The organism is Stenotrophomonas maltophilia group sp. SKK55 (assembly GCF_057179845.1).
On the sequence record NZ_JBXUHP010000014.1, the window covers coordinates 1 to 13,204 of the forward strand.

The window sequence follows — 13,204 nt, forward strand, 5'->3', positions numbered from 1 at the left end:
TGCTACAGAGCGATCGAAAAGACCTAGAGCCGAACGGTCGTCCGCGCCGGGCTCTCGGCACCTAAGGTGCCAGAGTCGGAAGAGATAAGAGCCGAGCCTACGCTCGGCTGCTCTGCGCCCCAGTCGGGCAACCTCGACCCTACAAAGAACAAGCCGAGCGTAGGCTCGGCTCTACAGGAGCGCGGCGCGGGAACCTCTTGCGCCCGGATGTGGTCTGATGCAGCCACCACCCAACCGGAGCCTGTCATGGATGCTGTTGCCCGCCCCCCCTTTTCCCAACGCGCCGTGGCCTGGCTGAAGAAGGAGGCATTGCCGCTGCTGGTGATGCTCGGCCTGCTCGCCGCCGCCCGCGATACCCTGGCCAACCATTACGTGGTGCCGAGTGGTTCGATGCAGCCGACCCTGCAGCCCGGCGACCGGGTGGTGGTGGACATGCGCGCCTACGGTCTGCGTCTGCCGTTCACCAACACGGAACTGATGGCGACCGGCACCCCGCAGCGTGGCGAGGTGGCGGTCTTCGACTCACCGGCCGACGGCACCCGCCTGATCAAGCGCGTCGCGGCGGTGGCCGGTGACCATGTGCAGATGCGCGAGGGCCATCTGAGCATCAACGGGCAGCCGCTGCAGATGGCCGACCTGCAGGACGTGGAAGCCTTCGGCGAGCGACGCGCCCGCCTTGATCTGGACATGGGCGGCGGTCCGGACATCGCCGACCTGGTGGTGCCGGCCGGCAAGGTGCTGGTGCTGGGTGACCACCGCGGCAACAGCTTCGATGGCCGCTTCTTCGGCTTCGTCGACGCCGACAAGCTCTACGGCCGCGCGGTGGCGGTGTACTACCGCCGGGGCGACGGCTTCGAGTGGCAGCGCCTGTAAGCTGAATTGATACTTCTCGTATATCAATCATGACCTATCAGGTTATGGATCGACTGGATAGACGGGCCTAGTCTGAGGCCCGTTCCCTCCCACGCTTGGCCGCCCCTACCGGCCCATCGATCCCATGACTGGCGAAACCGCGGCGGCCATCGAACGCCGCCCCCCCACTGTCGATCCCAGCGCCGAGACCCGCATTCAGCAGGGCACACCGGCCTTTCGTCGCACCGCGCTGGCGCTGTTCCTGGCCGGCTTTTCCACCTTCGGCCTGCTGTACACGGTGCAGCCGCTGCTGCCTGAGTTCAGCCGTCACTTCGGCGTGTCCGCCGCCGGCAGCGCGATGTCGTTGTCGCTGACCACCGGCACGCTGGCGGTGGCAATGCTGTTGGCCGGCCTGCTGTCCGACGCGGTCGGCCGCCGCCCGTTGATGATCGTCGCGTTGCTGGCCTCGGCCATGCTGTCGCTGAGCTCGGCGCTGGTCGATGACTGGACCACGCTGCTGGTATTGCGCACGCTGCTCGGCCTGGCGCTGAGCGGCGTGCCGGCGGTGGCGATGACCTACCTGGTCGAGGAAATGGACAGCCGCGCGCTGGGACTGGCGATGGGCTTGTACATCGGCGGCAACGCCATCGGTGGCATGAGCGGACGCCTGCTGGCCGGCATCATCGCCGACCACTGGGGCTGGCGCTGGGGTATCGGCGTGGTCTCGATCATCGCGGTGGCCAGTACCGTGCTGCTGTGGCTTCAGCTGCCGCCGTCGCGCCACTTCCATCCCCGTCGTGACGGCCTGCGCCGGTTGCCGTCGCGCTGGCGCCTGCTGTTCGCCGACCCGGGCCTGCCGTGGCTGTTCGCCACCTCGTTCGTGCTGATGGGCGTGTTCGTCACCCTCTACAACTACCTGGGCTACCACCTGCTGGCGCCACCGTACCACCTCAGCCAGACCGTGGTCGGCCTGATCTTCAGCGTCTATCTGGTGGGCACCTTCAGTTCGGCGTGGATGGGCCAGCAGGCAACGCGCTACGGGCGCGGCCGCATCCTGTCGATCTCGTTCGCGTTGATCGGCGCCGGCATCGCACTGCTGGCAATGCCGTGGCTGAGTGCGATGGCACTGGGTATCGCGCTGGTCACGTTCGGCTTCTTCGGCGGCCACTCGGTGGCCAGCAGCTGGGTTGGCAGCCGCGCCGGTACGATGCGCGCCGAAGCCTCGGCGATGTATCTGTTTGCCTATTACCTGGGTTCGAGTGTGCTTGGTGGTTTAGGCGGCCTGGCTTATGCGGCGTGGGACTGGCTGGGTGTGTGCCTGTTCGCCGCCGTGCTGACCCTGATCGGCGGTGGCATTGTCTGGGCGCTGCAGCAGCGCGCCCCGCAGCCGGTGACGGCGTGAACCAACGTGTACGGTAGTGCCGGCCGCTGGCCGGCATGCCGGCCCCTGTGGGGTTGCCGGCCAGCGGCCGGCACTACCCGGGTGGAGTGCACGCCTACCCCTCGGCGAACGCTCCGCGCAGCAGCGTGGCGAAATTGCGGATCAGCGGCGTTACCCGTTCGCGGTGCCAGGCCAGCTGCACTTCCGAATGCGCGCCAGCATCGGCCAGTGCCACGAAGCGCGATCCTTCCACGCGTATGTGATCGCATGAAGACGGCAGGATCGCCGCACCCAGGCCCGCAGCGGCCAGGCTGATCAAGGTCGATGCTTCACCGGCTTCCTGCACGATGCGCGGCGTGAAGCCCGCCGCTGCGCACAACGCGATCATGTGGTCGTGGATGCCCGCGCCGGCGCTGCGGCGGAACGCTACGAACGGCTCCTGCGCGAAGTCGCGCAGCGACAGCGTGCCATGCTTCGACAGCCTGCGCAGGGCAGGGTGGTCGGCGTGCACGATCAGCGCCAGCGGGTCGACGAACAGGCTGTGCGCCACCAGTTCCGGCGGCAGCGCGCGCTTGCGGATGATGCCCACGTCCAGTGAACCGTCGAGCAGCGCGTCGATCTGCTGCAGCGTGTTCATCTCGCTCAGCTGCAGCCGCACCTGCGGGTACTGCTGACGGTAGCGCAGGATCGAACGCGGAATCTGCGGTGACAGTGGCGTGGCGCGAGTCAGACCGATATGCAGTTCACCCTGCTCACCACGCTGTGCACGCTGTACCTCGTCCACGGCCGTTTCCACCTGCTGCACGATGGCGCGTGCACGTTCCTGCAGCAGCTCGCCCGCAGGCGTCAGCTGCACGCGGCGATGGCTGCGCACGAACAGGCGCGCGCCAATCAGTTCTTCCAGCTGGCGGATCTGCTGGCTGAGCGGCGGCTGTGACATGCCCAGCCGCTCCGCCGCCTGGCCGAAGTGCAGCGTATCGGCGACAGCGAGGAAGTAGCGCAGGTGGCGCAGTTCAATGGACATGGGGCCAGTTTATTCATCGTCAGCCGGAAATGAATCAGAGATGGGATCCGATCCCGTGCCGACCAACGGTCGGCACCCACCAACAGCAGCTGGCACCAACAGCAGCGACCAACTGTCGAAGGCGGGGTGGGGCCGGTTGCGGGGGCGTGAGCGCCATGGATGGCGCGACCGAGCTTACAGGGACGTACTTGCAGCGTCCCCCGCAACCGGACCCACCTCGCCATCCCGCCGAATGCCGCTCTTGATGTTGACGTTGATCTGGCTTCGGCGGGTGCAGGGCGGCAGCCCTGCAAACCAGAACACCCCTCACCGCTCCGAATGCCCGCTCTGGTCGTAATCGCGCGGACTGAACAACTCCGGCTGGATCAGCTCGATGAACGCCCGCGCCTGCGCCGACAACGCCTTTCCCCGGCGCACGATCACCCCGTAGCTGCGCTCGGGGAACCAGCGCTTCATCGATCGCGCCGCCAGCCGCTCGTGGTCGGCCTCGTTCAGGCACAGCGCCGGCACGATGGAAATGCCCATGCCCATCGCCACGTACTGCTTGATCACTTCCCAGCCCCCCACCTCCAGCGCCACGGTGTAGGCGATGCGGTGGCGCTGGAACACCTGGTCCACCAGCCGGTAGGTGATCTGCCGCTTCGGCGGCAGCACCAGCGGATAGCGCGCAATATCGGCCAGCTCCAGCTCGCCGCCCTTGGCCAGCGGATGATCGTGTGGTGCGATCAGCACCTGCTCGAAGCGGTAGGCCGGGGCGTAGGTCAGGTCGGCCGGCACATCGGTCATCGAACCGATCGCCAGGTCGGCGGCATCCTCGCGCAGCAGGTCGGTGCCGTCGGCGCTGATCGCATTGTACAGGGTCAGGCGCACGTCCGGATGGTGCAGGCGGAAGCGTTCGACGATCTTCGGCAGCAGGTACAGGATGGTCGAACTGTTGGCGGCGATGTTGAGCTCGCCCGCGTCCAGGCCGCGCACCTTGTCGCGGAAGCGCGCCTCCAGCCCGTCCAGGTTCTCCACCAGCGGCTGTGCCATCTCGTACAGCAGCTGGCCCTCGCGGCTGGGCACCAGGCGCCGCCCGCTGCGCTCGAACAATGGCACCCCCAGCTCCCGTTCCAACGCCTGCAACTGCAGGCTGATGGCCGGCTGGCTGACGAAAAGTGCCTCAGCCGCCCGTGAGACCGAGCCCAGGCGCACGGTCTGGCAGAACGCGCGCAGCGGCTTCAGCCGGTCGGATTTGTAGGAAAAACGCGGACTTGGCGCGGTGCGTGTGCTCATCGTGTAACGAGTATTAGCACAACTTATGTAAAACATTGCAAAAACTGTTTTCCCAAATACTGAGGCCCGGCGGCACCGTGGAGACGTTCCCCCACCGCTGGAGTCGCCTCATGTCCGCCGTCGCTTCCGCCGTTCCCACTCCCGCCACCAAGGCCACCCCCGGCATCGCCCTGGCGACCCGCGTGGCCGGCCAGGACACCGTGCTGCCGGCGCCGCTGCTGGCCCTGCTGGTGTCGCTGCACCGCGCGGTGGAACCGGGCCGGCAGGCGAGGCTGCAGGCCCGCCGTGAACGCCAGGCGTTCTTCGACCAGGGCGGCCTGCCGGACTTCCGTGAAGACACCACTGCGATCCGCAGCGGCGACTGGCGCGTTGCGCCGCTGCCGGCCGCGCTGCAGGACCGCCGCGTCGAGATCACCGGCCCGACCGACCCGAAGATGGTCATCAACGCGCTGAACTCCGGCGCCAAGGTGTTCATGGCCGACTTCGAGGATTCGACCTCGCCGACCTGGCGCAACCTGCTGGCCGGACAGCAGTCGCTGGCCGCCGCGGTGCGTGGCGACTTGGAATACACCGCCCCCAATGGCAAGCACTACACGCTGCGCCCGTACGACGAGCAGGCGGTGCTGATCGTGCGCCCGCGTGGCTGGCACCTGGACGAGAAGCACGTGCGCATCGACGGCCAGTTCCTCGCCGGTGGCCTGTTCGACGCAGCGGTGTTCGCCTTCCACAACGCCCGCACCCTGCAGGCGAAGGATCGTGGCCCGTACTTCTACCTGCCCAAGCTGCAGAGCATGGAAGAGGCGGCGCTGTGGGAAACCGCGCTGTCGCACATCGAAGGGATGCTCGGCCTGCCGCACGGCCAGATCAAGGTGACCGTGCTGATCGAAACGCTGCCGGCGGTGTTCGAGATGGACGAGATCCTGCACGCACTGCGTGACCGCATCGTCGGCCTGAACTGCGGGCGCTGGGATTACATCTTCTCGTACCTGAAGACCTTCCGCCGCCACGCCGACCGCGTGCTGCCCGAACGCGGTCAGGTGACCATGACCCAGCCATTCCTGAAGGCGTATTCGGAACTGCTGATCCAGACCTGCCACCGCCGCGGTGCGCATGCGATGGGCGGCATGGCCGCGCAGATCCCGATCAACAACGATGCCGCTGCCAACGAGCAGGCGATGGCCCGCGTGCGCGCCGACAAGCTGCGTGAAGTCAGCGCCGGCCACGACGGCACCTGGGTCGCGCACCCGGCGCTGATTCCGGTGGCGATGGCGATCTTCGACGAGCACATGCCCGGTGCGAACCAGCACAGCGTGCTGCGCCAGGATGTGCGCGTCGGCCGCGACGAACTGATCGCGCGGCCGCCGGGCACCATCACCCGCGCCGGTTTCGAAGGCAACGTGGAAGTCTGCGTGCGCTACCTGGCCGCCTGGCTGGATGGCAACGGCTGTGTGCCGATCCATCACCTGATGGAGGACGCGGCCACCGCCGAGATCAGCCGCAGCCAACTGTGGCAGTGGCTGCATACGCCGGGCCAGCAGCTGGACGATGGCACCGCGATCGACCTGGCCCTGCTGGATTCCACCCTGGCGCAGCTGCCAGCACGGCTGGGCGATACCGCCGCGCTGCCCGGTGGCGCGCGCATCGGCGAGGCCATCGCCCTGCTCGGCGAACTGAGCCGCAGCGACGAACTGACCGATTTCCTGACCCTGCCGGCTTACGCGCGCATCGACTGACTGCCGCCCGCGTCTGCCGCTGTTTCCCTCCCCGCTGCACGCACGAACCGAACTGGAGAAAGACATGAGCAAGCTGCCCACTGCCGAACAGATCCAGCACGACTGGGATACCCACCCGCGTTGGGAAGGCATCCAGCGCAACTACAGCGCCGCCGACGTGGTGCGCCTGCGCGGCACCGTCCACATCGAGCATTCGCTGGCCCGCCTGGGTGCGGAGAAGCTGTGGGCGTCGCTGCATGAGCGCGAGTTCGTCAACGCGCTGGGTGCACTGACCGGCAACCAGGCCATGCAGCAGGTCAAGGCCGGCCTGAAGGCGATCTACCTGTCCGGTTGGCAGGTGGCGGCCGACGCAAACCTGGCTGGCCAGATGTATCCGGACCAGTCGCTGTACCCGGCCGATTCGGTGCCGGCGGTGGTCAAGCGCATCAACAACACGCTGCTGCGCGCCGACCAGCTGCACCACGCCGAAGGCAAGGATGACATCGACTTCCTGCAGCCGATCGTGGCCGATGCCGAGGCCGGCTTCGGCGGCGTGCTCAACGCCTTTGAACTGATGAAGGCGATGATCGAGGCCGGCGCCGCCGGCGTGCACTTCGAGGACCAGCTGGCCTCGGTGAAGAAGTGCGGGCACATGGGCGGCAAGGTGCTGGTGCCGACCCGCGAGGCGATCGAGAAGCTCAACGCCGCACGACTGGCCGCCGACGTGATGGGCGTGCCGACCCTGCTGGTCGCGCGCACCGATGCCGAAGCTGCGGATCTGCTGACCAGTGACATCGACGGCAACGACAAGCCGTTCACCACCGGTGAGCGCACCGTCGAAGGCTTCTACAAGACCCGCAACGGCCTGGACCAGGCGATCAGCCGTGGCCTGGCCTACGCGCCCTACGCCGACCTGGTGTGGTGCGAGACCGGCAAGCCGGACCTGGAATTCGCGCGCAAGTTCGCCGAGGCGATCCATGCGAAGTTCCCGGGCAAGCTGCTGGCCTACAACTGCTCGCCCAGCTTCAACTGGAAGAAGAACCTGGATGACGCCACGATTGCGAAGTTCCAGCGCGAACTGGGCAGCTACGGCTACAAGTTCCAGTTCATCACCCTGGCCGGATTCCATGCGCTGAACTACGGCATGTTCAACCTGGCCCACGGCTACGCACGCCGCCAGATGAGCGCGTTCGTGGAACTGCAGGAAGCCGAGTTCGAAGCGGCCGAGCGCGGTTTCACTGCGGTCAAGCACCAGCGTGAGGTCGGTACCGGCTATTTCGATGCGGTGACCCAGGCGATTCAGCAGGGCCAGTCGTCGACCACCGCGCTGACCGGCTCGACCGAGGAAGAGCAGTTCCATGGCGGGCGCAGCGAACGCGCCGCGTGATCCGGTAGTGCCGGCCGCTGGCCGGCAACCCATCGATGTTTCCGAAGCCCATGCAGTTGCCGGCCGCGGCCGGCACTACCGGGCACCGGGTGATCAGGGTGGCCAGGGAAGGGCCAGACAACGCCGGCCGGTCGGGGGACCTGCCGGCGTTGTTGTATCGATGCAAGGGGCAGCCAGCGGGCAGCGTCAATCAGGCGCACCCCGGGTTCCGGCAACTTGGCCGAAACCCTGTGAAACCCGGCATCGGATTGATACAGCAGGGGTTTTGCCCGGGCGCCCGTGACCAGAACGGGCCACCACCGATCTTCACATCAATCAAGATCGGCAGAGCGGTCAAAATGAGATAGGGCGCACACTTTAAAGCGGTGCTATGCTCCGCGGCTCACCAGGGGACGCTGGCGGCGGGTGCAGGGAATGACCGGCAGGGGTGCGGCCGAGAACAGTGATGTGACGACAGGTATCGCCCGGGTGGCGATGGCCGAGATCGTGCACGCGCTGTTGTCAGATGCCGAGGTGGCATTGTTTGCCAGATTCGCCCGCGCATGCAAGCTCCGTGCCGGACAGTGGCTGTTCCAGCGTGGTCACCGCGGCGAGCGCATGTATGTGATCCTCGAAGGCCAGATCGAACTGGACTTCGGCGAGGACCTGGTGATCAAGACACTCGGGCAGCATGAGTTCTTCGGAGAACTGGGCCTGCTGGTCGGCGACCACCTGCGCAGCGCGAGCGCGCGCGCGCTGGTCGACTGCGATGTGCTGGAACTGGGGCCGGCTGATTTCCACCGGCTGGTCGAATCCAATCCGGGCCTGGTGGCCTATTTCCTGCGCCGCACGATCATGCGCGTGCTGGCCAACGAACAGGCCCTGATCAGCCAGCTGCGCCGGCGCAACCACGATCTGGAAACCGCGCTGGACAACCTCTACATCACCACCCACCAGCTGACCCACACCCGCGAGCTGGTGCGTACCGATGAACTGACCGGCCTGCACAACCGCCGTGGCCTCACCCTGTACCTGCAGGAGTGCCGCGAGCGTGCCGAGGGGCCGCCACAGGCGCTGCTGCTGATCGACTGCGACCGCTTCAAGCAGATCAACGACCGCCACGGCCACCAGGCCGGCGACCGCGTGCTGCAGAGCATGGGCAACATCCTGCGCTCGATGGCTGGCGAACAGGATCTGGCCTGCCGGCTTGGCGGCGATGAGTTCTGCCTGATGCTGCGCCGTGGCAACCGCGAGATCGTGCAGCACGCTGCCGAGTTCATCCTCAGCGCGGTGCACGGCCTGCTCGAGCGCAGTCACGGCACGCCGCATGTAAGCCTGGTCAGCATCGGAGCCAGCCTGTTGGATGCCGACGCGGGCTGGAGTGAGTGGTATGCCAGCGCCGATCGGGCGCTGTACCGGGCCAAGCGTGATGGCGGCAACTGCCTGCGCTGGGTGGATGATCCGGACGGCCAATAGGGAGATGCAGGCGATGAATGGCGACAACGGAACGTCAGCCCCGCATAGCCCACAGCTACGCGCCCTGCTGTTCACTGATCTGTGTGATTCGCTGCAGCTGGTCGAGCGGATCGGCGACGTGGCGGCGGCGAGCCTGTTCCAGGAACACGACCGCCTGGTGCTGGTGCTGCAGCACCGCTGGAATGGCCAGCTGATTGATCGTTCGGACGGCCTGTTCATGCTGTTCGAGCGCGCCATCGATGCCCTGGGCTTCGCCCTGGACTACCAGCGTGAACTGCATGCGCTGGGCCAGCAGCGTGCGATTGAACTGCGCGCGCGTGCCGGCCTGCATGTGGGCGACGTGCTGACCTGGGAAAACAGTGCCGAGGCAGTCCGCGCCGGCGCCAAGTCGATGGAAGTGGAAGGCCTGGCCAAGCCGATGGCGGCGCGCCTGATGACGCTGGCCCGGCCCGGCCAGATCCTGTTGTCGGCGGTAGCCGAATCGCTGACCCGCCGTGCCACCGATGCGTTGGGCGAGCGCGGCACGCGCCTGTTGTGGAAGTCACACGGGCGCTGGCGCTTCAAGGGCGTGCCGGTGGTACAGGAAGTGATCGAAGTGGGCGAGATCGGCTCCGCACCGCTGCGCATGCCGCGTGCCAATGCCAAGGCCCGCCGCGACCTGCCGTTGTGGCGGCAGCCGCTGGTGCTGGCCGCCGAAGGCCTGGTGCTGGCGGTGGCGGTGCTGGGCGGCTGGCTGCTGCTGCGGCCGGAACCGGCGATCGCGTTCGCCGAGCGCGACTGGGTGGTGCTCGGTGATGTCGACAACCTCACCGGCGACCCGATCTTCGACGACTCGATGCGGCACGCGATCCGGATCGCGCTGGAGCAATCGCGCTACGTGAACGTGCTGTCGGAGGGCAAGATCCGCGAAAGCCTGGAAATGGCGCGGCTCTCGGGCGATACCCGGCTCAGCCGCGATACCGCGGCCAACGTGGCGGTGCGGGAAGGCGCGCGCGCCGTGCTGCTGCCGACGGTGCGGCAGAAGATCGGTGGCTACGAGCTGGCCATCGATGTCGCCGCACCCGGCAGCGGCCACGTGATCCAGACGTTCACCGCCACCGTGGATCGATCCGACCAGATGGTGTTCGCGGTGGACGACGTGGTCGGGCGCCTGCGTCGCGGACTGGGCGAATCGGTGGCGAGCCTGGAACAGTCGTTGCCGCTGCCGCGGGCATCGACCCAGGACCTGCGCGCACTGCGAGCATTCGCGCTGGCGGAGAGTGCACTGGGCCAGCGTCGCTTCGAGGAGGCGCGCAACCTGTACCAGGCGGCGATCGATATCGATCCCGGTTTCGCCCTGGCCTACATGGGCGTGGCCAAACTGCATGCGCGCGTCGAGGAAGGGCGGCGTGCACGCGAAGCTATGCAGCATGCGCTGGACCTGCAGGATCGGCTGCCGCCACGCGAGCGGCTGTACCTGAAGGCCTGGATGGCCGAGCTGGAGCCAGGTGGCTGGGCGCTGGAGCAATGGCGCACGTTGGCCAAGGTCTATCCGGATTCGTTCGCGGGGCTGTCCAACACCTCCTGGTACCTGCTGCAGGCCAACCAGTTCAGCGAGGCCGAACCCTATGCGCGTGCGGCCGCAGTACCGCAGGATCCGCTGCGGCTGTATCCGCTGGTCCATCTGGTGCGGATACAGATCGCTGCCAACCAACCGCAGCTCGCTGCCGAAACGCTGGCCCAGGCGCAGGTCCTGCGCGGTCGCGATGATGCCGATGAGACCGGCGTGGATGTGCTGGTGGCGCAGGGACAGTACGCGAAGGCCGCGCAGCTGTTGCCGCAGATCCACGCCAGTGATGGCCTGCAGGAGCGGATGAAGCTGCGTGCGCAGTTGTTGCTGGCGGCTGCGCAGCGCGATTGCGCGGCCATGCAGCAGGCGATACGCGAAGATGCAGCGGCGCCGACGCTGATCGACCTGCAGGTGCAGCAGCGCCTGCAGCACGCCAGCGTGGCGGCGCTGTGCCCGAGCGCTGACCGTGCTGGGCTGCAGGCCATTGCGGCGCTGCTGCAGCCGATGCTGCAGGAGCGTGATGATCCCATGCTGCATGCCCGTGGCCTGCAATGGCTGGCACTGGTCCACCTGGCGCAGCGGCAGGGCCAGTTCGAACTGGCCAGGCGCTGGCTGGACGAGCAGCGGCCCCTGCTGCGCAGCCTGCGCAGTCCGGTCGCGGACCGCTGGCTGCGCATCGTCAGCGCCATGGACGAACTGCAGATGCGGCGGCCCGAGGCTGCCCGCACCCTGATCGAGCCGATGCTCGATGGCAGCGAGCCGGTGCAGGCACACGTCGTGCTGCTGCTCGCGCTGCGAGCGCAGGGCAATGAAGCCGCGGTACGCCGCCAGCAGGCCTGGCTGGCCCAGCATCGCGGCCAGGCCATTGCCGAGGTCACCGCCCTGCAGGTGTGGCAACCGCTGAACGTGCATGACGTCTCCACGTGGGGTACGCCGGCCACGGCCGGCGCACCCTGATGGCGGGTCAGCCGTCGATGCGCTCGCCGACCTTGCCGGCTTCGAAGCAGAACACCACGGTCATGGCCGCCACCGACCCGGACAGGTGGGCCTGCAGCCCGTCACGCACCTGGCTCAGCTCTTCGACCGAGGCCAGGGTGCCGATCTTCATGCAGTCGTTCTCGCCAACGGCACCGTCCAGCCCGATCGAGGCCAGCGCCTTGGCAGGCGACGCGGTGAAGTGGCTGCGGAAGTCGTCGTTGCCGATCAGGTGGTCCAGCAGGAGGCTGGCGTCTGCGGCGGAAAGGCGGGGATGGGTGCTCATGGGGATCGTCCGTAAGTGGAGTTTCTCGTATCGGCCGCGACAGCCTGCCATTGAGGGCCGCGCTGTGCACATCGCTAAAGTTGGCCGCGCCGCGGTCGTTGCTGCTATGCCGGTTGTGCGGCAGAAGGAAGGAAACCCATGCGCCTGCGCCGCTGCGCCAGCCTGATGTTCGAGCCCCGCGAGGCGGTCACCCTGGACCTGCGCGCGATGCTGGCCGGCCACGCCGAGATGGACAGCCAGATCAGCTGGGTGGCGCTGGCCGCGCATCTGGACCAGCCACTGCCGGTGGATGCCGAGGAGCGCCAGCTGCTGGGCGAGCTCAGCGCGCACCGCTGGAGCGAACCGCCCGCCGATGCCTCCCCGGCGATGCTGGCCCGTCTGGTCGAGCAGGGCCTGCTGCTGACCGACCCGCCGAGCGAGGTGGGGCACCAGCTGCGCGACGAGGCGCTGCGGCGCAGCCAGTGGTGGCCGCTGGCTGCACTGGCCCATCGCCATGCACGCTGGCAGGCCGTGGACAGCGTGGAGGACATGCGCCGGCAGGGGTTGGACACCGCTGCCGGCCTGCGCCAGCGCCTCGGGCCGCCGCCGCCGGTGGTGCAGCCCATGCAGGGCGACTACCAGCCGCTGCCGCGCATCGAAGAGGCCGCGTTCGACGCACTGCTGGCGCGCCGCACCACCTGCCGCAATTTCGACCCGCAGCGCGCGCTGCCGCTGCCGTTGCTGGCCCAGGTGCTGCAACGCACGCTGATGGCGCACGCGGTGCAGAAGGTCGAGCGCGATACCGAGTTCCTGAAGAAGAACGTGCCTTCCGGTGGCGGCCTGCATCCCACCGAAGGCTTCCTGCTGGTGCAGAACGTGGAAGGACTGGCACCGGGCCTGTACCACTACCACCCGGTGCAGCACGCCGTGCTGCCGCTGCCCTCGCCACCGCCGCAGGCACTGCCGGCGCTGGCGCGGCGGATGCTGTCCGGGCAGGCGTGGTTCGCCGATGCGCCGGCGCTGCTGGTGCTGGCGCCGCGCTATGACCGCTGCTTCTGGAAGTACCGCAACCACGCCAAGGCGCATCGTGCGGTGACGCTGGATGTCGGCCACATCTCGCAGCTGCTGTACCTGTGCGCGACCGAGCGCGGCCTGGCCGCCTTCGTCACCGCAGCCATCAACGATGCCGATGTCGATCGCGCGTTCGGCTTCGATGGCATCGGCCAGAGCGCGATGGCCATCTGCGGCCTGGGCTGGCGCAGTGCCACATTGGACACGGCCGAATTCGATCCCGCTGGCCGGGTGACGGCGGGCGACGACCGCTGAGCG

Annotated in this window: 10 protein-coding genes; 7 read left to right on the plus strand and 3 right to left on the minus strand. The window is 67.7% G+C overall.

Features of this window, described 5'->3' with window-relative positions; genetic code table 11:
• Positions 1–246 precede the first annotated feature (246 nt).
• The gene (lepB, locus tag AC2A1N_RS08205) at positions 247–873 is read left to right on the plus strand and encodes a signal peptidase I (protein WP_005420745.1); all 627 of its coding nucleotides are present in this window, start codon (positions 247–249) and stop codon (positions 871–873) included.
• Positions 874–997: 124 nt separating this feature from the next.
• Entirely contained in the window at positions 998–2,254 is a 1,257-nt protein-coding gene (locus AC2A1N_RS08210) for an MFS transporter (RefSeq protein WP_061480258.1), read from the plus strand.
• 94 nt (positions 2,255–2,348) lie between these two features.
• Here AC2A1N_RS08210 and AC2A1N_RS08215 read toward each other — a convergent pair whose 3' ends face one another.
• A complete protein-coding gene (locus tag AC2A1N_RS08215; protein WP_484371988.1) occupies positions 2,349–3,257 on the minus strand; it encodes a LysR family transcriptional regulator in 909 nt (302 codons plus the stop codon).
• A gap of 306 nt (positions 3,258–3,563) precedes the next feature.
• Complete coding sequence (locus tag AC2A1N_RS08220; RefSeq protein ID WP_484371990.1) at positions 3,564–4,532, minus strand: LysR family transcriptional regulator; 969 nt, start codon at positions 4,530–4,532, stop codon at positions 3,564–3,566.
• A gap of 110 nt (positions 4,533–4,642) precedes the next feature.
• Here AC2A1N_RS08220 and aceB point away from each other — a divergent pair, with 110 nt between their 5' ends.
• From aceB to AC2A1N_RS08240, 4 genes are all read left to right on the plus strand, one after another.
• Positions 4,643–6,265 (plus strand): malate synthase A, encoded by a 1,623-nt coding sequence (aceB, locus tag AC2A1N_RS08225; protein ID WP_484371992.1) that lies wholly within the window; start codon positions 4,643–4,645, stop codon positions 6,263–6,265.
• A gap of 64 nt (positions 6,266–6,329) precedes the next feature.
• Positions 6,330–7,631 carry an isocitrate lyase gene (aceA, locus tag AC2A1N_RS08230; RefSeq protein ID WP_111201766.1) on the plus strand — a complete coding sequence of 434 codons (1,302 nt, stop codon included), beginning with the start codon at positions 6,330–6,332 and terminating at the stop codon, positions 7,629–7,631.
• Between the two features lie 414 nt (positions 7,632–8,045).
• Positions 8,046–9,086 carry a GGDEF domain-containing protein gene (locus AC2A1N_RS08235; RefSeq protein WP_061480263.1) on the plus strand — a complete coding sequence of 347 codons (1,041 nt, stop codon included), beginning with the start codon at positions 8,046–8,048 and terminating at the stop codon, positions 9,084–9,086.
• A gap of 13 nt (positions 9,087–9,099) precedes the next feature.
• Positions 9,100–11,592 carry a putative peptide modification system cyclase gene (locus tag AC2A1N_RS08240; RefSeq protein WP_484371994.1) on the plus strand — a complete coding sequence of 831 codons (2,493 nt, stop codon included), beginning with the start codon at positions 9,100–9,102 and terminating at the stop codon, positions 11,590–11,592.
• Positions 11,593–11,599: 7 nt separating this feature from the next.
• Here the strand turns inward: AC2A1N_RS08240 and AC2A1N_RS08245 are convergent, their stop codons facing one another.
• Complete coding sequence (locus AC2A1N_RS08245; RefSeq protein WP_005420725.1) at positions 11,600–11,896, minus strand: NHLP-related RiPP peptide; 297 nt, start codon at positions 11,894–11,896, stop codon at positions 11,600–11,602.
• 138 nt (positions 11,897–12,034) lie between these two features.
• Between AC2A1N_RS08245 and AC2A1N_RS08250 the strand changes: the two genes are divergently transcribed.
• Positions 12,035–13,201 (plus strand): putative peptide maturation dehydrogenase, encoded by a 1,167-nt coding sequence (locus AC2A1N_RS08250; protein ID WP_154350051.1) that lies wholly within the window; start codon positions 12,035–12,037, stop codon positions 13,199–13,201.
• Positions 13,202–13,204 lie beyond the last annotated feature (3 nt).